At 69.2% G+C, this 18,647-nt stretch carries 19 protein-coding genes and 2 pseudogenes; 7 read left to right on the top strand and 14 right to left on the bottom strand.

Features of this window, described 5'->3' with window-relative positions; genetic code table 11:
• Positions 1–19: 19 nt before the first annotated feature.
• The 4 genes and pseudogenes from HK415_RS04495 to HK415_RS04480 all read right to left on the bottom strand — a co-directional run bounded on the left by HK415_RS04495 (position 20) and on the right by HK415_RS04480 (position 3,254).
• The gene (locus HK415_RS04495; protein WP_171556928.1) at positions 20–823 is read right to left on the bottom strand and encodes a transporter substrate-binding domain-containing protein; all 804 of its coding nucleotides are present in this window, start codon (positions 821–823) and stop codon (positions 20–22) included.
• Between the two features lie 8 nt (positions 824–831).
• A complete protein-coding gene (gene ligK, locus HK415_RS04490) occupies positions 832–1,515 on the bottom strand; it encodes a 4-carboxy-4-hydroxy-2-oxoadipate aldolase/oxaloacetate decarboxylase (protein ID WP_171556927.1) in 684 nt (227 codons plus the stop codon).
• A 1-nt stretch (position 1,516) separates the two neighbouring features.
• Positions 1,517–2,544, bottom strand: a pseudogene (locus HK415_RS04485) (amidohydrolase family protein).
• Positions 2,545–2,546: 2 nt separating this feature from the next.
• Positions 2,547–3,254 (bottom strand): substrate-binding domain-containing protein, encoded by a 708-nt coding sequence (locus HK415_RS04480; protein ID WP_171556926.1) that lies wholly within the window; start codon positions 3,252–3,254, stop codon positions 2,547–2,549.
• Between the two features lie 97 nt (positions 3,255–3,351).
• Here HK415_RS04480 and HK415_RS04475 point away from each other — a divergent pair, with 97 nt between their 5' ends.
• Entirely contained in the window at positions 3,352–4,332 is a 981-nt protein-coding gene (locus HK415_RS04475) for a LysR substrate-binding domain-containing protein (RefSeq protein ID WP_171556925.1), read from the top strand.
• Positions 4,333–4,364: 32 nt separating this feature from the next.
• Here HK415_RS04475 and HK415_RS24530 read toward each other — a convergent pair whose 3' ends face one another.
• The 10 genes from HK415_RS24530 to HK415_RS04430 all read right to left on the bottom strand — a co-directional run bounded on the left by HK415_RS24530 (position 4,365) and on the right by HK415_RS04430 (position 12,771).
• The gene (locus tag HK415_RS24530) at positions 4,365–4,826 is read right to left on the bottom strand and encodes an AEC family transporter (protein ID WP_373684631.1); all 462 of its coding nucleotides are present in this window, start codon (positions 4,824–4,826) and stop codon (positions 4,365–4,367) included.
• Positions 4,787–5,320, bottom strand: a complete 534-nt coding sequence (locus HK415_RS24525; protein ID WP_253261763.1) for an AEC family transporter — start codon at positions 5,318–5,320, stop codon at positions 4,787–4,789. The genes HK415_RS24530 and HK415_RS24525 overlap by 40 nt, the downstream gene beginning before the upstream one ends.
• A gap of 25 nt (positions 5,321–5,345) precedes the next feature.
• Entirely contained in the window at positions 5,346–6,251 is a 906-nt protein-coding gene (locus tag HK415_RS04465; RefSeq protein WP_171556924.1) for an NAD(P)-dependent oxidoreductase, read from the bottom strand.
• A 9-nt stretch (positions 6,252–6,260) separates the two neighbouring features.
• A complete protein-coding gene (locus HK415_RS04460; RefSeq protein WP_171556923.1) occupies positions 6,261–7,238 on the bottom strand; it encodes a Bug family tripartite tricarboxylate transporter substrate binding protein in 978 nt (325 codons plus the stop codon).
• A 4-nt stretch (positions 7,239–7,242) separates the two neighbouring features.
• Entirely contained in the window at positions 7,243–7,947 is a 705-nt protein-coding gene (locus tag HK415_RS04455) for an ABC transporter ATP-binding protein (RefSeq protein ID WP_171556922.1), read from the bottom strand.
• Positions 7,940–8,734: an ABC transporter ATP-binding protein gene (locus HK415_RS04450; RefSeq protein WP_171556921.1), complete on the bottom strand. Its 795-nt coding sequence runs from the start codon at positions 8,732–8,734 to the stop codon at positions 7,940–7,942. The genes HK415_RS04455 and HK415_RS04450 overlap by 8 nt, the downstream gene beginning before the upstream one ends.
• Positions 8,731–9,687 (bottom strand): branched-chain amino acid ABC transporter permease, encoded by a 957-nt coding sequence (locus HK415_RS04445; RefSeq protein ID WP_171563165.1) that lies wholly within the window; start codon positions 9,685–9,687, stop codon positions 8,731–8,733. The genes HK415_RS04450 and HK415_RS04445 overlap by 4 nt, the downstream gene beginning before the upstream one ends.
• Entirely contained in the window at positions 9,687–10,550 is an 864-nt protein-coding gene (locus HK415_RS04440) for a branched-chain amino acid ABC transporter permease (protein ID WP_171556920.1), read from the bottom strand. The genes HK415_RS04445 and HK415_RS04440 overlap by 1 nt, the downstream gene beginning before the upstream one ends.
• A gap of 130 nt (positions 10,551–10,680) precedes the next feature.
• Positions 10,681–11,853 carry an ABC transporter substrate-binding protein gene (locus HK415_RS04435; protein WP_171556919.1) on the bottom strand — a complete coding sequence of 391 codons (1,173 nt, stop codon included), beginning with the start codon at positions 11,851–11,853 and terminating at the stop codon, positions 10,681–10,683.
• Between the two features lie 165 nt (positions 11,854–12,018).
• A complete protein-coding gene (locus HK415_RS04430; protein ID WP_171556918.1) occupies positions 12,019–12,771 on the bottom strand; it encodes a GntR family transcriptional regulator in 753 nt (250 codons plus the stop codon).
• 172 nt (positions 12,772–12,943) lie between these two features.
• On the opposite strand from HK415_RS04430, the gene HK415_RS04425 reads away from it, so the two are divergent.
• From HK415_RS04425 to HK415_RS04400, 6 genes and pseudogenes are all read left to right on the top strand, one after another.
• Positions 12,944–13,984, top strand: a complete 1,041-nt coding sequence (locus HK415_RS04425; RefSeq protein WP_171556917.1) for an aromatic ring-hydroxylating dioxygenase subunit alpha — start codon at positions 12,944–12,946, stop codon at positions 13,982–13,984.
• 4 nt (positions 13,985–13,988) lie between these two features.
• Entirely contained in the window at positions 13,989–14,945 is a 957-nt protein-coding gene (locus HK415_RS04420) for a PDR/VanB family oxidoreductase (RefSeq protein ID WP_171556916.1), read from the top strand.
• 40 nt (positions 14,946–14,985) lie between these two features.
• Positions 14,986–16,098, top strand: a complete 1,113-nt coding sequence (locus tag HK415_RS04415) for a 5-methyltetrahydropteroyltriglutamate--homocysteine S-methyltransferase (RefSeq protein WP_171556915.1) — start codon at positions 14,986–14,988, stop codon at positions 16,096–16,098.
• 77 nt (positions 16,099–16,175) lie between these two features.
• Positions 16,176–17,520: pseudogene (gene gdhA / locus HK415_RS04410) on the top strand (NADP-specific glutamate dehydrogenase).
• 63 nt (positions 17,521–17,583) lie between these two features.
• Positions 17,584–18,126 carry a response regulator transcription factor gene (locus HK415_RS04405; RefSeq protein WP_171556914.1) on the top strand — a complete coding sequence of 181 codons (543 nt, stop codon included), beginning with the start codon at positions 17,584–17,586 and terminating at the stop codon, positions 18,124–18,126.
• A 166-nt stretch (positions 18,127–18,292) separates the two neighbouring features.
• Positions 18,293–18,631: a hypothetical protein gene (locus HK415_RS04400; protein ID WP_171556913.1), complete on the top strand. Its 339-nt coding sequence runs from the start codon at positions 18,293–18,295 to the stop codon at positions 18,629–18,631.
• Positions 18,632–18,647 lie beyond the last annotated feature (16 nt).

Here is an 18,647-nt window from a genome sequence, read left to right as displayed (position 1 = left end):
GTTTCACTCTTCTCGTGGATCAGTCGCGCGCCGTGCCGCGCAGGCCGGCGCGCTCGACGATGCGTTGCAGCTGCCCGGAGGCGCGCATGCGCTGGGCGAAGGCGCGCAGCGCCGGCAGCGCGGCCTCGCGGCCCTTGGGAATGGCGATGGCCAGGTTCTCCAGGCCCCAGCGGCCTTCGAGCACGCGCGAGCCCGGCACCTGGTCGGACATCTCGAACAGGATGCCCTTGTTGGTGGCGAAGGCGTCCAGCACGTGGTCCTTCAGCAGCTGCTGTGCGACGCCCAGCGAGGGCACGGGCACCAGCGTGGCGGACTTCAGCAGACCGGGGAGCGTGGATTGCGAGGTGCTGCCCTGGCTGACGCCGATCTTGGCGCCGGGCCGGTCGACCTCGGAGACATTGCGCCAGGTCGAGTCGCCCGCCACCAGGTAGCCCAGCTCCAGGCGCACCAGGGGATCGCTGAAGTCGACGTCGCGGGCGCGCGCCGCCGTCGCGTTGGTGAAGCTGAAGTCGGCCTGGTTGGTCCTGAGGGCATCCACGACCTGCGCCACGCGATCGAACTCGATCACCTGCACCGGCACGCCGAGCTCGCGGCCCAGGGCCTGGCCCAGCTCGTAGGCGACGCCGACGCCCTCGCCCATGGGCTTGCGCACGAAGGAGGTGGGGCTGCCCTGGTAGACCGCCACGCGCAGGGTGCCGGTGGGCGCCAGCACGGCCCGCGCCTGCGGGTCGATTGCGGGCGTGCTCGCGCAGCCCGCCAGCCAGAGCGTCGCGCCCAGCGCAAGGCCGGCGAGCAGGCGGCGGCGCGGTGTGGCGGCGGCCATGGCGCGCTTCAGTCGATGTAGCGCAGGCCCGCTTTTTCCAGCGGTTCGCGCATCTTGTACATGTCCAGGCCCAGCACGCCGGAGGCCAGCTTGGCGCGCTTCTCGCCCTCGTTGGCTTCGCGCGCGGCGGCGGCATCGAGCACCTTCTTCGCCATGCCGGCGGGCACGCAGACCACGCCGTCGTCGTCGGCCACGATCACGTCGCCCGGGTGCACCAGGGCGCCCGCGCACACCACCGGGATGTTGACGGAGCCCAGCGTGGCCTTCACCGTGCCCTTGGAGCTGATCGCGCGGCTCCACACCGGGAAGCCCATCTCGGTGAGCGTCTTCACGTCGCGGCAGCCGGCGTCGATGACCAGCGCCCGGGCACCGCGCGCCTTGAAGGAGGTGGCGATCAGGTCGCCGAAGAATCCGTCGGTGTTGTCGGTGGTGCAGCCGGCGACCACGATGTCGCCCGGCTTGAGCTGTTCGGCCACCACGTGCAGCATCCAGTTGTCACCGGGCTGCAGCAGCACGGTGACGGCGGTGCCGGAGACCTGCGCGCCCGAATAGATAGGCCGCATGTAGGGTTTCATCAGGCCGACGCGGCCCATGGCCTCGTGCACGGTGGAGGCACCGTACTGCGCCAGCGCATCGGCCACCTCGCGGTCGGCCCGCTTGATGTTGCGATAGACAACGCCCAGTTCGTACATGTCAGCGTCCTTGCTGCTTCAGGCGCGCGTCGAGGCGCGGGAACACGCGGCGCGTGTTGGCTTCGAAGATCTGGTGCTTGTCCTCGGGCGAGAGGATCCTGGATGCGTCGATGTATTTCTTCGTGTCGTCGTAATAGTGGCCCGTGGTGGGGTCGATGCCGCGGACCGCGCCGATCATCTCGGAGGCGAACAGCACGTTCTTGACCGGGATCACGGTGTTGAGCAGGTCGATGCCCGGCTGGTGGTACACGCAGGTGTCGAAGAAGATGTTGTTCATCACGTGCGTGTCCAGCAGCGGCCGCTTCATTTCCTGCGCCAGTCCGCGGAAGCGCCCCCAGTGGTAGGGCACCGCGCCGCCGCCGTGCGGGATCAGGAGGCGCAGCGTCGGGAAGTCCTTGAACAGGTCGCCCTGCACGCACTGCATGAAGGCCGTGGTGTCCGCGTTCAGGTAGTGCGCGCCCGTGGTGTGGAAGCAGGGGTTGCACGAGGTGGACACGTGGATCATCGCCGGGATGTCGTACTCCACCATCTTCTCGTAGATGGGGTACCACCACTTGTCCGTGAGAGGCGGCTCCTTCCAGTGGCCGCCGGACGGATCGGGGTTCAGGTTGATGCCCACGCAGCCGTATTGCTCGACGCACTTCACCAGCTCGGGCAGGCAGGTGCGCGGGTCCACGCCGGGGACTGCGGCAGCATGGCCACCGGCACGAAGTGCTCGGGGAAGAGCTGGCTCACGCGGAAGCAAAGCTCGTTGCAGATGGCCGCCCAGGTACTGGAGACATTGAAGTCGCCGATGTGGTGGGCCATGAAGCTGGCGCGCGGCGAGAACAGCGTCAGGTCGTTGCCGCGTTCCTTCATCAGGCGCAGCTGGTTGTTGACGATGGACTCGCGGATGTCCTCGTCGCTGATCTTCAGCTCGGAGACCTTGGGCACCAGCGCGGGGTCCTTGATGCCGGCGACCTGCCGGTTGCGCCATTCCTCCAGCTGCTTGGGCGCCGTCGTGTAGTGGCCGTGGCAATCGATGATCAGGCTCATTCGGGTCTTCCTTGGGGTCGGGCGGGTTCCATGCCGTTGCGGCGCTTGGCCTCTTCGGCGGCGGGCGAGGCCATGAAGGCGAGCAGCTCGCGCACGCGCTCGGGCTGGGGCGAGGTCTTGCACACGCCACCGGCGAAGGTGGTGGTGATCTGCACGGCGGCCGGCATGCCGAGGATGGCTATGCCCTGCAGGTGGATCAGCTCGCTCAGTTGCTGGAAGCCCAGGGCGACCTCGCCGCGGGCCACCAGCGAGCCGACCGGCACGCCGGGCGGCGCCTGCACCAGGCGGCCCTGCAGGTCCTGCGCGATGCCCCAGCGTTCGAACAGCTTCACGAGCGCGACGCCGCTGGGGCCGGTGGAATAGCCGACGGTGTCGGCTGCGAGCACGGCGCTGCGCAGCGCCTCTTCGCTGGAGACGTCGGGCTGCCTGCTGCCGCTGCGCACCGCGATCGCAACGCCGGAATCGACGATGTCCACGCGGCTGCCGGCCAGCACGTGGCCGCCCGCGACCAGCTTGTCCAGTGCATCGGAAGCGAGCACCGCGAAGTCGAAGGACTCGCCGGCCGCGACGCGCCTGGCGGCATCGACGCCGCCCACCGATTCGATCGCCACCGGGATGCCGGCCTGGCGTTCCCAGGCCTGCGCCAGTTCGCCCAGCACCTGGCGCGTGGCCATGGAGGAGATTCCCTGGAGGGTGGCGGTCATGGCGGCATTGTGGTGGCGGGGCCCGGGGGCTCAAAGCCGGACAGGCGACTAGCAGCTATATCGCTTCGGCATAATCGATCCCAAGGTATAGCGGTTCATGGACCTCAAGCAGCTCGAATATTTCGTCCGCGTGGCAGAGCTCGGCAGCTTCACGCGCGCCGCGATCGAGCTCGACGTGGCGCAGCCGGCGCTCAGCCGCCAGGTGCGCCTGCTCGAGGTGGAATTGCGCCAGAACCTGCTGGTGCGCAACGGCCGGGGCGCCGTGCCCACCGAGGCGGGCAAGCTGCTGCTGGAGCATGGCCGAGGCATCCTGTACCAGGTCGAGCGCGCCAGGGAAGACCTGGGGCGGCTGCGCGGCGGCCTGGCGGGGCGGGTGGCGGTCGGCATGCCGACCAGCGTGGCCCGCGTTCTCACCGTCCCGCTGACCCGCGCCTTCCGCGAGGCCCTGCCGGAGGCGCGGCTGTCGATCAGCGAGGGCCTGTCGGGCAGCCTGCAGGAGGGGCTGACCAGCGGCCGGCTGGACATCGTCGTCCTCTACAACGCGCAGCCTTCGCGCGAGATGGACGTGACGCCGCTGATGGAGGAAGACCTCTTGCTGGTGCGCGCCCGCCCGCCGGGCCTGCACGAGGATCCGCCGCCGGGGCCGATCGAACTGTCGGAAGTGGCGAAGCTGCCGCTGGTGATCCCGACGCGGCCCAACGCGATCCGCATGTACGTGGAGGCCGAGATGGCCGACATCGGCTGCCGGCCCAACGTGGTGCTGGAGATCGATGGCGTCTCGGCGATCCTGGACCTGGTGCTCGATGGCGCCGGCTGCGCCATCCTCTCGCGCAACGCGCTGCTGAACACGCCGCGGCCCTCGGCCTACACCGCGCAGCAGATCGGCACGCCGCCGCTGCGGATCCGCCTGTCGCTGGCCACCAGCCTGCAGCGGCCGGCGACGCCGGTGCAGAAGGCGACGCTGGAACTCATTCGCGCGCGAAGGCGCCGGGGGTGGTGGCGCACGCGGTCTGAGGGTGTCGCGGTTCGCGCTGGCGCGGCTCACCACGACCTACGCGCCCCCTGTAGGTCGTGGTGAGCCCGAAGGCGAACCGCGACAGCTCGCGCGCGTCAAAGATACTGCCGCACCGCCCAGATCAACGCCGTCAAGGTAAAGAACGACGCCACCGTCGCCGCCAGCTGGGCCGCCGCGGCCACGCCTTCATGCCCGTGCCGCTGCGCCAGGATCGGATAGATCCCCAGCATCGGCACGGCCGCCATCACCACCACGATCATCTGCAGCTCGCGTGCCATGGGCGGCAGCAGCAGCACCGCGGCCAGCACGCACAGCGGATGCAGCAGCAGCTTGCCCGCCGCGATCACGCTCACGTCCCGCGCCAGCCCGCGCAGCCGCAGCCCCACCAGCGAGCCGCCGATCACGAACAGCGACAGCGCGCCCGTGGCCGCGGCGAACAGGTTGACCGTGCGCGCCACCGGCTCGGCCAGGCGCCAGCCCGCCAGCGAGAACACGAAGCCGGCGGCCATGCCCCAGATCATCGGGTTGCGCGCGACGCTGCGCAGCGATTGCGCCAGGGCGGCGCGCAGGCGGGCGCCGCGGGAAGCGGCCGCGTCGCCGGCCGCGCTGTCCGAGATCGCCAGCGCCAGCGGCAGCGAGACGAAGTTCTCCACCAGCATCGCCAGCGCCAGGGCGATGCCCGCATTGACGGGCCGAAGAGTTGTGCCACCAGCGGGAAGCCGATGAAGCCGCTGTTGGGACACGACATGCCCATGCCGACGACCCCCGCCTCCGACAGGCCCTTGCCCGCGATGCGGCGCGCCCAGAACACGCCCGCCAGGCTGGCGGCGACCGAGCCGATGGCATAGGCCGCGATGAACACCGGGTTCAGCACCTCGGCCACGCTGCGCTGGGCCACCGCGTTGAACAGCAGCGCCGGCAGGGCGATGTTGATCACGAACTTGCCGAACACGCGCATGTCGGCGCGCTCAAACAGGCCGGCGCGGGTGCAGGCCCAGCCCACCGCGACCACGAAGTAGATCGGGCCGGTGATGGCGAGAACGTCGAACATCAACCGCCGGGGTTCGCCTTCGGGCTCACCCCGACCTACCCGGGTCGCGCGCCGCGAGCAGCCGGTCGGCGTACTCCTGCCAGCGCGCGCCCTTGGGCAGTTCGCGGAACACGCCATCGCGCGCCTGGTCGGCCACCCACTGCTGCTTGCCGGCGATGGCGGCCGCCATCAGCGGCGCGAAGCCGGCCTCGCGCACGGTATTGGCGGCCTCGCGCATCTCCTCGGCGCGGCGCTGGCCGTGCTGCACGACGCGGCTGAAGAAGTAGGCGCCCTGCTCGCTCCAGTCGATCGAGGGAAAGGTCTCTTGCAGCGTGGGCAGCACGTGGTCCTCCACGCCGTAGGCCCGCGCGGTCGTATAGCTCTCGATGACCAGCGCCTCCAGGCCCTTGATCATCACGCTGCGGCACATCTTGATGGCGCTGGCCACTCCCAGCTTCTCGCTCACGGCGCGCGCGTCGCAGCCGAAGCCGGCCAGAACCTGCGCCAGCTCCGCCGCCCTGGCGCCACCCAGCAGCATGGGCACCTTGATGCCATAGGGCGGCACCGAGGTCATCACGCCCGCTTCGACGTAGTGCGCGCCATGGGCCTCGATCGCCGCAGCCGCCTTCTGCTTGGTGCCGGGCGAGGCGGAGTTGAGGTCCAGGAACACGGCGCCGGGGTGGATGAAATGCGCGGCTTCCTCCGCGACGGCCAGCGTGTTCGAGGCCGTGACCGCGGAGATCAGCAGCTCGCTGGCTTCGCACAGCTCCTGCATGGAGGCGCAGGCGCGGATGCCCTGCCCCTGCGCATGGCGCTTCTCCGCCGGCGCGGCGGCGGCCTGCGCGAACTTCAGGTCCCAGGCACTCACCTGCGCGACCTGCGCCTTCAGCCCGGCGCCGAAGACCTTGCCGACCTCGCCGTAGCCGACGATGCCGATGCGTGCTGCCTGCATGTGTGCCTCCTACTGGCGCGGGATCTTCGCGCGCACGATCACCTCGCCCCAGCGCCTGATCTCGCCGGCCAGCAGCCTGCCCAGGTCCTCGGGCGTGCTCCAGCGGGCGTCGACGTTGAGGTCGGCCAGGCGCTTCTTGAGGTCCGGGCTGGCCAGCGCGGTGCGCAGTTCGGTGTTCAGGCGCGAGATCACCGCCGGCGGCGTCTTCGCCGGCGCGGCCAGCGCGTTCCAGGACGACACGTGCAGGTTCGCCAGCGCGCCGCCACTCTCCGCAGCAGTGGGAACGTCGCCCAGGCCCGTCGCACGCTTCTCGCCGAAGGTGGCCAGCGCACGCAGCGCCTTGGCGGCGATCTGTGCCTTCACCGGCGCCAGGATCTCGACGCCCGCATCGACCTCGCCGCCGCGCAGCGCCGTGATCACCGCCGGCGTGCCGTTGAAGGGCACCACCTGCGCAGCAATGCCCGCGGTGGTCTTGAACAGTTCGGCCGCCAGGTTCTGCGTGCTGCCGACGGCAACCGTCGCGATGTTCAGCTTGCCCGGATTCGCCTTGGCGTACGCCAGCAGGTCCGCCAGCGTGCGGAAGCGCGAGTTCTCCGCCACCACCAGCGCGATGTCGAAGGTGCCCAGCAGCGAGATCGGCGCGAAGTCCTTGCGCGCGTCGAAGGGCAGCTTCGCGAACATGCCTTCGCTGACCGCCGTGCCGTTGCTCATGAGCAGCAGCGTGTAGCCGTCCGGCTCCACCTGCGCGACCAGCGAGCCCGCCGTCACGCCGCCGGCACCGGGCCGGTTGTCGATGACGACGCTCTGCCCGAGTTGCTCCCCGAGCTTCTGTCCCACGGCGCGCGCAGTGAGGTCGGCCACGCCGCCGGCGCCGAAGGGCACGACGATGCGCAGGGGCTTGGTGGGCCAGCTGCTTTGCGCCCTCAGCCAGGGCGCGGCCAGGGCGGCGCCGAGTCCCGCCAGCGCGATTCTGCGACGAACTTGCATCGGCCTATCGTGCCACACCGAGCAGCCGGTCCAGCAGCTCGGGCGCCGCACGCAGCGTGGACGCGGCGTCGGCATGCACCACGGTGCCGTGGTCCAGCACGATCGCGCTGTCGGAGATGGCCAGGATGGCCTGCGGGTGCTGCTCCACGATGATCGCGGACAGGCCCTCGTGGCGCGTGATGCGCGAGATGGCGCGCAGCAGCTCGGTCACGATGATGGGGGCCAGGCCTTCCAGCGGTTCGTCCAGCAGCAGCAGGCGCGGATTGACCACCAGCGCGCGCCCCATGGCCAGCATCTGCTGCTCGCCGCCCGAAAGCTGCGTGCCCAGGTTGCCCTTGCGTTCGGCCAGGCGCGGGAACATCTCGTACACGCGCTCGGGCGTCCAGCGGCCCGGCCGCTGCACCGCCGTCAGGTTCTCGTGCACCGTGAGCGACTTGAAGATGTTGCGCTCCTGCGGCACCCAGCCGATGCCGGCGGCGGCGCGCTCGTGCGAGGGCAGCTTGTGCAGCGCCCGCCCACCCAGCGCGATGGTGCCGCCATGCTGGCGCGTGGCGCCCGCCAGCGTATTGATCAGCGTGGTCTTGCCCGTGCCATTGCGTCCCAGCAGGGCCAGCGTCTGGCCCTCGCCGAGCGCGAAGGAGATGTCGTGCAGCACCACGGCCTCGCCGTAGCCGGCGCGCAGCTGTTCGACCTTGAGCAGTTCAGACATGGGCATGCTCCGCGATCGTCGGCATGGCGGCATTGATCTCGTCGCCGTGGCCCAGGTACACCGCCTTGACGTCCTGGTTGGCGGCGATCTCGTCGGGCGTGCCCTCGGTCAGCACGCCGCCGTTGACCAGCACGGTCATGCGGTCGGCGAAGCTGAAGACCAGGTCCATGTCGTGTTCGATCAGCAGCACGGAGACGTCGGCGGGCAAGGCGGCCACGGTCTGCAGCAGCTCCTCGCGCTCGCCCGCGGGCACGCCGGCCACCGGTTCGTCCAGCAGCAGCACGCGCGGCTCGCAGGCCAGCGCGATCGCGATCTCCAGCAGGCGGCGCTTGCCATACGCCAGCACCTCGGTCTTCTGGTTGGCGACCTCGGCCAGGTGGAACTGCTCCAGCAGCTGCTGCGCGCGCTCGGCGACCTTCGCGTCCTTGCCGAGGGGATTCCACCAGCGTGCGCCGTAGCCGCGCTGCTGCGACACCACCAGCGCCAGCGTCTCCAGCGGCGTCATGGAGGCGAACAGCTGGTTGATCTGGAAGGTGCGCACCATGCCCAGGCGCACGCGCTGGTGCGGAGCCAGGTCGCTGATGTCGCGGCCTTCCAGCGTGATGCGGCCTTCGGTGGCGTCGAGCACGCCCGTGAGCAGGTTGATCAGCGTCGTCTTGCCGGCGCCGTTGGGGCCAATCAGGGCATGGCGGGCGCCGCGCCTGAGGTTCAGCGAGACCTTGTTGGTGGCGGTGATGCCGCCGAACTTCTTCACCAGTCCCTGGCAGGACAGCACGATATCGCTCATGCCTTCCTCCACCAGGTCCAGGGCTTCAACAGCCGGTCACGGCCGACCAGCACCAGCACCACCAGGAACAGCCCGAGCCAGAAGGTCCAGTACTGCGGCGTGATCTGCGACAGCAGGTCCTGCATCAGCTTGAACACGATCGCACCGGCGACGCCGCCATAGAGCCAGCCCACGCCGCCGATCACGATCATCAGCATCACGTCGGCCGAGCGGTGGAACTCGAACACGTCGATGGAAGCGAAGCCGGAGGTCTGCGTGAACAGCGCACCGGCGGCGCCCGCGATCGCCGCGGCCACCGTGTAGACGGAGATCAGGCGAGCGTGCACCGGGATGCCGATGGCCATGGCGCGCAGCCGGTTGTCGCGGATCGCCTTGAGCGTGGCGCCGAAGGGCGAATGCACGATCCGCCGCGCGACGAAGAACAACACGACGAGCACCACCAGCGAGTAGTACGCCGCCACCTGCCCCTGCAGGTCGAAGGTGAACCTGCCCAGGATGGGCGAGAACATCAGGCCCTGGATGCCGTCCATGCCGCCGGTGAGCCAGTCCAGCTTGTTGGCCAGCTCGAACAGGATCAGCGCGATGCCCAGCGTCACCATCAGGCGCGTGAGGTCGCTGCCGCGCAGCACGGTGAAGCTGGCCAGCAGGCCCAGCACCGCGGACGTGCCGGTGCCCGCCAGCAGGCCCAGGTGCGGGTCGGGCGACACGTGCTTGCAGAACAGCGCCGCGGTGTACGCGCCCATGCCGAAGAAGGCCGCGTGTCCCAGCGACACGATACCGCCGTAACCGAGCACCAGGTCGAGCGACACGGCGAACAGCGCCACGATCGCCACTTCGTTGACGATCAGCGCGTGCGAAGGCAGCAGCAGCGGCACGGCGAAGGCCGCCAGCCAGAACAGCGGCTCCCAGGCCTTGATGCGGCTCGCCCGCAGCAGGTCGGTTTGTGCGGGGATCACGCCTTGCCCCCTTGCCGCACGAACAGGCCGTTGGGCCGCCACAGCAGGATCACGATCATCAGCGCATAGACGATGAAGGCGCCCATGCGCGGGATGTAGTACTTGCCCGCCACGTCGGCGATGCCGAGCAGCAGCGCCGCCAGCAGCGGCCCGGTGATCGAGGACGTGCCGCCCACGGCCACCACGATCAGGAAATAGATCATGAACTTCAGGGGGAAGGAGGGGTCGAGGCCCAGCACCTCGGCACCGAGCGCGCCACCCAGTCCCGCGAGGCCGGAGCCGAAGGCAAAGGTGGAGAGGAACACCACGTTGACGTTGATGCCCATGCCGGCGGCCACGCGCTGGTCATCCACCGAAGCGCGCAGGCGGCTGCCGAAGCGCGTCTTCGCCAGGATGAACTGCAGGCCCACCGTGAGCGCCGCGCACACGGCGATGATGAACAGGCGGTAGTGCCCCATGCCCAGCGAGCCGATCTCGGTGCGGCCCTTGAGCCATTCGGGCAACTGCATGATCTGCTGCGTCGAGCCCACGTAGTAATCGACGGCGGCCACAGACATGAACACCAGGCCGATGGAGAACAGCACCTGGTCCAGGTGCGGCTTGCGGTACAGGGGGCGGTACAGCGTGCGCTCCAGCACCGCGCCGAGCAGCGCCGCGCCGAGGAAGGCCAGCGGCAGGCAGACCAGGAAGGGCACGTCCAGCCGCTGCATCAGCAGCACGGTGATGTAGCCGCCGGTCATGGCGAAGGCGCCATGGGCCAGGTTGATGAAATTCATCAGGCCCATGGTGACGGCCAGTCCGACCGCCAGCACGAACAGCAGCATGCCGTAGGCGATGCCGTCGAAGAGGATGGTGAGCATGGCTCGGGAGGTGTGGGGTTGCTCCTCCCCCTCTGGGGGAGGTTGGGAGGGGGCGCTCCACGCTGCCAGTGCGCCGCAGCGCCCCCACCCCAACCCTCCCCCAGAGGGGGGGGAGAAACTCAAATGCAGGCTACTTCGTCTTGCCCGGGTCCTTGACGTCCTTGATCACGTCGAACTCCACGTTGTGCAACTGGCCGTCCTTCTTCTCCACCTTGCGCAGGTAGATGTTGTGCACCACGTCGCGGGTCTGCGCGTCGATGAACACCGGGCCGCGCGGGCTTTCGAAGATCTGGCCCTTCATGGCGGCCAGCAGCGCGTCGCCGCCGCCCTTGCCGCCGGTCTTCTTCAGCGCTTCGTAGATCACGCGCATGCCGTCGTAGCCGCCCACGGCCATGAAGTTGGGGCGCATGCCCTTGTTGGCCTTCTGGAAGTCGGCCACGAACTTCTTGTTCGCCGCGGACGGGTGGTACGCGGAGTAGTGGTGCGAGGTGACCACGCCCAGGGCCACGTCGCCCATGTCGTTCAGCTGGTCGTCGTCGGTCACGTCGCCGGTGCCGATCAGGCGGATGCCTGCCTTGTCCATGCCGCGCTCGCCGAACTGCTTCATCACCGCGGCGCCCGCGCCGGAGGGCACGAACACGAACAGCGCATCGGGCTTGAGGTCACGCACCTTCTGCAGGAAGGGCGCGAAGTCGGGGTTGCGCAGCGGCACGCGCAGCGCCTCGGGGACCTTGCCGCCGTTGAACTCGAAGCGGCTCTTGAAGAAGCGCTCGGCGTCCAGGCCCGGGCCGTAGTCGGTCACCAGGGTCACCACGTTCTTGATGCCGTTCTTGGGCGCCCAGTCGGCCATGGCCACGGCGGCCTGCGGCAGCGTGAAGCTGGTGCGCACCACGTAGGGCGAGGCCTCGGTGATGCTGGAGGTGGCGGCGGCCATCACCACCAGCGGCGTCTTCGATTGCGTGGCGATCGGCGCGACGGCCAGCGCCGAGGGCGTGATGCCGAAGCCGGCCAGCACGTTCACCTTCTCGTTGACCACCAGTTCCTGCGCCAGGCGGCGCGTCACGTCCGGCACGCTGGTGTCGTCCTTCAGGATCAGCTGCACCTTCTTGCCGGCGATGGTGTCGCCGTTCTGCGCCATCCACAGGCGCGCGGCCGCTTCGATCTGGCGGCCGGTGGTGGCCTGCTGCCCCGTCATCGGCAGGATCAGGCCGATCTTGAACACGTTGTCCTGCGCCATGGTCAGGCCGCTGGCGCCCAGCAGGCCCAGGGCGATCGCGGTCCGGAGGAAGCTTCTCTTGTGCATGGCGGGTTCTCCTATGGTTTGGGCAGGCGGATGTGCACGGCCTCGCCTGGCTATGGCTCGCTGCGGATTCTGGTCGCACGCCACGGGCGTGCAAGCCCGGCGGGGACTCTAGCAGTTATGACGAAATGCAATAGCGCCGTCCGCGTTATGACGATGGACGGGGCCTCACTGCGGCCGGATCAGCCGCACGCCGGGCATCCGGACCTGGCCCAGCACCGCCTCGCGCAGGTTGCGCTGCGCCAGCCGCGCGTGCTCGCGCATGATCCCCTCGGCGCGCGCGCCCTCGCGCTGCTCGATGGCGGCCAGCACCTGCCGGTGCTGGTCCTGCGCGACGATCAGCATGTCGCGGGCGCGCGGCGAGTTGGCCTGCACCACCACGAAGCCCGATGGCGACGCGAAGGGCAGGTTCACCACCCGCTCGATCTCGCGCACGATGACGGGGCTGGCGCACATGTCGGACAGCAGGTTGTGGAAGCGCTGGTTGAGGTCCACGTAGCGGGTGAAGGCTTCGTCGTCCAGGGCGGGCCGTTCCAGCAGCCGGTCGATGGAAGCGAGGCAGTCGCGTGCTTCGGCGAGCACTTCGGGCGCGACGCCGCGCTCGGCCGCGATCCGCGCGGCCAGGCCTTCGACCGTGCCGCGCAGCTCGATCGCATCGGCCACGTCGCGCTCGGAGAAGGTGCGCACCGCGTAGCCGCCATTGGGCAGCGCTTCCAGCAGGCCCTCCTGTTCGAGCCGCATCAGCGCGGCGCGGATCGGCGTGCGCGACACGCCCAGGATCTCCACCAGCGTGAGTTCTGCGATCCGCGCGCCGCCGGGCAGCTCGCCGGCCAGGATCATCTCGCGCAGGCGCAATTGCGCCTTCACGCCCTGGGAACCGCCGGAATCGTCGGCGGCGGGGACGGGCAGGCGGGCGCTCATGCGGAGTCTTCTGTATACATCCTCGCAGGTTAGCGGTGGATGCGCGCAGCGTCAACGGCGGCGCCACCGAGAGCGGATCACAAGCAGCAAGGGTAAACCCGTAGCATGCGCTGTATACAACGAGGCCCGCCCTCGCCTATCATCCGCCGCCACGACCTCCCCAAGATTCCCCATGTTTGCCAAGAACGCCTGGTACGTCGCCTGCACCCCCGACGAGATCGATGACAAGCCGCTCGGCCGCACGATCTGCAACGAGAAGATCGTCTTCTACCGTGGCAGCGAAGGCCAGGTCGCCGCGGTGGAGGACTTCTGCCCGCACCGCGGCGCGCAGCTGTCACTGGGCTACGTGTGCGAGGGCAACCTCGTGTGCGGCTACCACGGGCTGGTCATGGGTTGCGACGGCAAGACCGTCTCCATGCCGGGGCAGCGCGTGCAGGGCTTCCCGAAGATCCGTGCCTACCCGGTGATCGAGAAGTACGGCTTCGTCTGGGTCTGGCCGGGCGATGCCGAACAGGCCGACGCGGCCAGGCTGCACCACCTGGAATGGGCGAACAACCCCGAGTGGGCCTATGGCGGCGGGCTGTACCACATCCAGTGCGACTACCGCCTCATGGTCGACAACCTGATGGACCTGACGCACGAGACCTACGTGCACACCACCAGCATCGGCCAGAAGGAGATCGACCAGACGCCGGTGACCACGAAGACCGAAGGCGACCACGTCATCACCAGCCGCTTCATGGAGAACGTGATGCCGCCGCCCTTCTGGCGCGCCAACCTGCGCGGCAACCACCTGGCCGACGACGTGCCGGTGGACCGCTGGCAGGTCTGCCACTTCTACCCGCCCAGCCACATCATGATCGAGGTGGGCGTGGCGCACGCCGGCAAGGGCGGCTACCACGCCGATGCGAAGGACAAGGTCTCCAGCATCGTGGTGGACTTCCTCACCCCCGAGACCGAGACGAGCATGTGGTACTTCTGGGGCATGGCGCGCAACTTCAACGTGAAGGACACCAACCTCACCGCGCAGATCCGCGAGGGCCAGGCCAAGGTGTTCGCGGAAGACACCGCGGTGCTGGAGGCGCAGCAGCGCAACCTGTCGAAGTACCCGGAGCGCAAGCTGCTGATGCTGAACATCGACGCCGGCGGCGTGCAGTCGCGCCGCATCATCGACCGCATGATCGCGGCCGAGCAGCCCAAGCTGGTAGCCTGATCGCATGACCCAGATCGCCGTCAAGGTCCTGCGCCGCACGCAGGAAGCGCTGGACATCGCCAGCTACGAACTCGGCAAGCCGGACGGCTCCGCCCTCCCCGGCTTCAGCGCCGGCTCGCACATCGACGTGCAGGTGCCGGGTGGCCTGACGCGCCAGTACTCGCTGTGCAACGACGCGGCGGAGCAGCACCGCTACCGCATCGCCGTGCTGCGCGATCCCAGCTCGCGCGGCGGTTCATCCACCATGCACGACCACGTGCACGAGGGCGACACGCTCCTGATCAGCGAACCGCGCAACCACTTCCCGCTGGTGCACGGCGAGCGCGCGCTGCTGTTCGCCGGCGGCATCGGCGTGACGCCGCTGCTGTGCATGGCGCAGCGGCTGTCGACGATCGGGGCGGACTTCACGCTGCACTACTGCACGCGCTCGGCGGAGCGCACGGCCTTCCGCGAGGAGATCGCGGCCTCGCCCTGGAAAGACCGCGTGAAATTCCACTTCGACGACGGCCCGCCTTCGCAGAAGCTGCAGCTGGAACGCGTGATCGCGAAGCCGGAGCCGGGCACGCACCTGTACATCTGCGGCCCCACCGGCTTCATCGACTGGGTGGTGAAGACCGCCGACGGCTTCGGCTGGCCCAAGGACCGGGTGCACCTGGAGTACTTCGGCGCAGCGGCGCAGGACACCGGCGGCGACCGCCCCTTCCAGGTGAAGATCGCCAGCAGCGGCGCGGTGGTGGAAGTGGCGGCCAGGCAGACCATCGTGCAGGCGCTGCAGCAGCACGGCATCGAGATCCTCACCTCCTGCGAACAAGGCGTGTGCGGCACCTGCATCACGCGCGTGCTGCAGGGCGAGTGCGACCACCGCGACCTGTATTTCACCGACGAAGAGAAGGCGAAGCACGACCAGTTCACGCCTTGTTGTTCGCGGGCGAAGAGTCCGCTGCTGGTGCTGGACCTTTGAGGACACGGATTCACATCATCGACAAAGAGAGAGGCACACCATGATGAAACTCCCCGCCCGCTACGACCACGTCGGCTCCTTCCTGCGCCCGAAATACCTGCTCGAAGCCCGCGCCCAGAAGGCCAAGGGCGAGATCACCCCCGCGCAGCTGCGCAAGGTGGAGGACCAGGCGATCTCCGAGATCGTGAAGTTCCAGGAGGACGTGGGCCTCCAGAGCATCACCGACGGCGAGTTCCGCCGCACCTACTTCCACATCGACTTCCTCGAGAAACTGGGCGGCGTGAAGACCGACATCCCGGTCACGATCAGGAAGCCGGACGGCAGCGAGGAACTCGCCCCTCCGGTGATCCGCGTGATCGACAAGGTGCGCCACGCCAAGGACATCCAGCGTGCCGACTTCGAGTACCTGAAGTCGCAGGTCTCCGCCGGCCGCACGCCCAAGGTGACCATCCCCTCGCCCACCATGCTGCACTTCCGCGGCGGCCGCGCGGGCATCAGCAAGGAAGCCTATCCCGAGCTCGAGCCGGCCTTCTACGACGACGTGGCCAAGGCCTACGGCGACGAGCTGCGCTCGCTGTACGAGGCCGGCTGCCGCTACGTGCAGATGGACGACACCAACCTCGCCTACCTCTGCGACGAGAAGATGCGCGAAGCGGCCCGCCAGCGCGGCGACGACCCCAACGAGCTGCCGCACCGCTACGCCAAGTTCATCAACAAGGTGGTGGCCCAGAAGCCGCAGGGCATGCTGCTGGCCATGCACCTGTGCCGCGGCAACTTCAAGAGCACCCACGCCGCGGCGGGCAACTACGAGCCGGTGGCCGAGGCGCTGCTCAAGGAAATGGACATCGACGCCTACTTCATGGAGTACGACGACGAACGCTCCGGCGACTTCCGCCCGCTGCGCTACCTGCCCAAGGGCAAGACCGTGGTGCTGGGCCTGGTGACCACCAAGTTCGGCCAGCTGGAAAGCAAGGACGCGCTCAAGCGCCGCATCGAGGAAGCCGCCAAGTACGCGCCAATGGAGCAGCTGGCGCTGTCGCCGCAATGCGGCTTCTCCAGCACCGTCCACGGCAACAACATCGCGGTGGAGGACCAGCGCAACAAGCTGCGCCTGGTGATCGAGACGGCTCGCGAGATGTGGGGCGGGGACTGAGTCGCGCCACTTAGGCCTTAGGCATTCACTTGGTGCGGGGAGGCAGAATACCCGTTTGCCTCCTGCCTGCCCCACCCGTGAAATACCAGTCCGCCCATGAGTTCATGGCCCAGGTCGCCGCGCGCAACCCCCGGCCAGCCCGAGTACCTGCAAGCCGTGAGCGAAGTGATGGAGAGCCTCTGGCCCTTCATCTGCAGCCACCCGAAGTACGCCGAGCACGGCCTGCTGGACCGGCTGGTCGAGCCGGAGCGCCTGATCCAGTTCCGGGTGAGCTGGGTCGACGACAAGGGCGAGGTGAACGTCAACCGCGGCTACCGCATCCAGCACAGCTCCGCGATCGGCCCCTACAAGGGCGGCCTGCGCTTCCACCCCTCGGTGAACGCCTCGATCCTGAAGTTCCTGGCCTTCGAGCAGACCTTCAAGAACGCGCTGACCACGCTGCCCATGGGCGGCGGCAAGGGCGGCAGCGACTTCGATCCCAAGGGCCGCAGCCCGGGCGAGGTGATGCGCTTCTGCCAGGCCTTCATCACCGAGCTGTTCCGCCACATCGGCGGCGACACCGACGTGCCGGCGGGCGACATCGGCGTGGGCGGCCGCGAGGTCGGCTACATGAACGGCATGATGAAGAAGCTGACCAACCGGGCCGACTGCGTGTTCACGGGCAAGGGCCTGTCGTACGGCGGCTCGCTCATCCGCCCGGAGGCGACCGGCTACGGCACGGTGTACTTCGCGCGCGAGATGCTCGCGCGCAGCGGCCGCTCCTTCGACGGCCTGCGCGTGAGCGTCTCCGGCTCCGGCAACGTGGCGCAGTACGCGGTGGAGAAGGCCATGGCGCTGGGCGCCAAGGTCGTCACCGTGTCCGACTCCAGCGGCACCGTGATCGACAACGACGGCTTCACGCCGGAGAAGCTGGCCGAACTGATGGAGGTGAAGAACCACCTGTACGGCCGCGTGAGCGAATACGCGGAGCGCACGAAGAGCCGCTTCCACGCCGGCATCAAGCCCTGGGGCGTGAAGGTGGACGTGGCCCTGCCCTGCGCCACGCAGAACGAGCTCGGCGAGGAAGACGCGCGCGCCCTGGTGAAGAACGGCGTGGTCTGCGTGGCCGAAGGCGCCAACATGCCGTCCACCCTCGGCGCGATCCAGGTGTTCGAGCAGGCCGGGGTGCTCTATGCGCCCGGCAAGGCCAGCAACGCGGGCGGCGTCGCCACCTCCGGCCTGGAGATGAGCCAGAACGCGATGCGCCTGTCGTGGCCGCGCGAGGAAGTCGACGCGCGCCTGCTGGACATCATGCGCGGCATCCACGCCGCCTGCGTGAAGCACGGCCAGCGCGAGGACGGCTCCGTCAGCTACGTGGACGGCGCCAACGTGGCCGGCTTCGTGAAGGTGGCCGACGCGATGCTGGCGCAGGGCGTGGTCTGACCGTCGCTGCCCGTTACGGAAAGCGCCGCACCCGCGGCGCTTTTTTTTCGCCAGAATGCGCGCATGTCCGATGTGTTGCTGATCGAGGATGACGACATGCAGCGGGCCGTGGCCGGCCTGGCGCTGCGCAAGGCCGGCCACGCCGTGCGCGAGGTGGCCGACGGGCCGGAAGGCCTGGCGTCCGCGCGCGACCTGGAGCCCGACGTGATCGTCTGCGACGTGATGATGCCCGGCATGAGCGGCTACGAGCTGCTGGCGGAACTGCGCCAGGATCCCGGCCTCGCCACCGTGCCTGTGATCCTGCTGACCGCCATGTCGGACCGGCAGGACATGCGCAAGGGCATGACCGCTGGCGCCGACGACTACCTGACCAAGCCCTACCGCCCCGAGGAGTGTGCGAGGCCGTGGAGGCCGTGCTGGCGCGCCGCCAGGTGCAGGAGCAGGCCTTCCGCAGCTCGCTCACGGGCATGGTGGAGTCGGCGCTGGAACAGCAGAAGGAGACGCTGGGCCGCCAGTACGAAGGGCACCTGCAACGCGAGATCAATGCCCGATGGGATTCGGCCCAGGCGGCCACCGACCTGCAGTATCCGGATGCCCTGGTGCTGATGGCGGACCTGCTCGCCGGCGCGGCCGACGAAGACGAGGCCGGCCTGGCCACCCGCGTGAAGCAGGCCCAGCAGGCCGCGCGCGACACGCTCTACCTGTTCGGCGCGGCGCAGGTGCTGCCCTATGGCGCCCGGCTGCTGGCGATCTTCCCCGCGACCAGGAGAAGGTGGGCACGCCGGCGCACCTGCGCGCGCTGCGCGCTGCCCTCGCGCTCTCCACCGCCGCCGGCCGCGACCGGCCCGTCACCGTCGCCCTGCACACCGGGCCCATGGCGCTGGTCGCCCTGCACGACGGGCTGCACGGCAACCAGGGGCACGCGCTGGTCCCCGGCGAAACCGTGCACGCGACCGCCGCGCTCGACGATTTCGCCGCGGCACAGGGCTGGCGGATCGCCGCGAGCGAAGCCGTGGCGGCCCTGCTGCAGGACGAACTTGCGCCGGGCCGCACAGGCACCACCGCGCGGGGCGACCCCGCGGTCGAGGTGGTCGCGGCCACACCCGCTTGAGGCCCGGGCGCGGCGC

Source organism: Ramlibacter montanisoli (assembly GCF_013087525.1).
In the GTDB taxonomy this organism is placed as follows: Bacteria; Pseudomonadota; Gammaproteobacteria; order Burkholderiales; family Burkholderiaceae_C; genus Ramlibacter; species Ramlibacter montanisoli.
The sequence above is the reverse complement of the archived record's forward strand: the minus strand, read 5'-3'. Positions and strand labels throughout refer to the sequence as shown.

What these genes read in the sequence shown, in the direction of transcription:
- HK415_RS24525 (WP_253261763.1), bottom strand. Translation starts at nt 5,320, where the DNA reads ATGTTCGACGTTCTCGCCATCACCGGCCCGATCTACTTCGTGGTCGCG.
- HK415_RS04455 (WP_171556922.1), bottom strand. Translation starts at nt 7,947, where the DNA reads ATGTCTGAACTGCTCAAGGTCGAACAGCTGCGCGCCGGCTACGGCGAG.
- HK415_RS04475 (WP_171556925.1), top strand. Translation starts at nt 3,352, where the DNA reads ATGGACCTCAAGCAGCTCGAATATTTCGTCCGCGTGGCAGAGCTCGGC.
- HK415_RS04430 (WP_171556918.1), bottom strand. Translation starts at nt 12,771, where the DNA reads ATGAGCGCCCGCCTGCCCGTCCCCGCCGCCGACGATTCCGGCGGTTCC.
- ligK (WP_171556927.1), bottom strand. Translation starts at nt 1,515, where the DNA reads ATGTACGAACTGGGCGTTGTCTATCGCAACATCAAGCGGGCCGACCGC.
- HK415_RS04465 (WP_171556924.1), bottom strand. Translation starts at nt 6,251, where the DNA reads ATGCAGGCAGCACGCATCGGCATCGTCGGCTACGGCGAGGTCGGCAAG.
- HK415_RS04405 (WP_171556914.1), top strand. Translation starts at nt 17,584, where the DNA reads ATGTCCGATGTGTTGCTGATCGAGGATGACGACATGCAGCGGGCCGTG.
- HK415_RS04435 (WP_171556919.1), bottom strand. Translation starts at nt 11,853, where the DNA reads ATGCACAAGAGAAGCTTCCTCCGGACCGCGATCGCCCTGGGCCTGCTG.
- HK415_RS04420 (WP_171556916.1), top strand. Translation starts at nt 13,989, where the DNA reads ATGACCCAGATCGCCGTCAAGGTCCTGCGCCGCACGCAGGAAGCGCTG.
- HK415_RS04450 (WP_171556921.1), bottom strand. Translation starts at nt 8,734, where the DNA reads ATGAGCGATATCGTGCTGTCCTGCCAGGGACTGGTGAAGAAGTTCGGC.
- HK415_RS04425 (WP_171556917.1), top strand. Translation starts at nt 12,944, where the DNA reads ATGTTTGCCAAGAACGCCTGGTACGTCGCCTGCACCCCCGACGAGATC.
- HK415_RS04480 (WP_171556926.1), bottom strand. Translation starts at nt 3,254, where the DNA reads ATGACCGCCACCCTCCAGGGAATCTCCTCCATGGCCACGCGCCAGGTG.
- HK415_RS04415 (WP_171556915.1), top strand. Translation starts at nt 14,986, where the DNA reads ATGATGAAACTCCCCGCCCGCTACGACCACGTCGGCTCCTTCCTGCGC.
- HK415_RS04460 (WP_171556923.1), bottom strand. Translation starts at nt 7,238, where the DNA reads ATGCAAGTTCGTCGCAGAATCGCGCTGGCGGGACTCGGCGCCGCCCTG.
- HK415_RS04495 (WP_171556928.1), bottom strand. Translation starts at nt 823, where the DNA reads ATGGCCGCCGCCACACCGCGCCGCCGCCTGCTCGCCGGCCTTGCGCTG.
- HK415_RS04440 (WP_171556920.1), bottom strand. Translation starts at nt 10,550, where the DNA reads ATGCTCACCATCCTCTTCGACGGCATCGCCTACGGCATGCTGCTGTTC.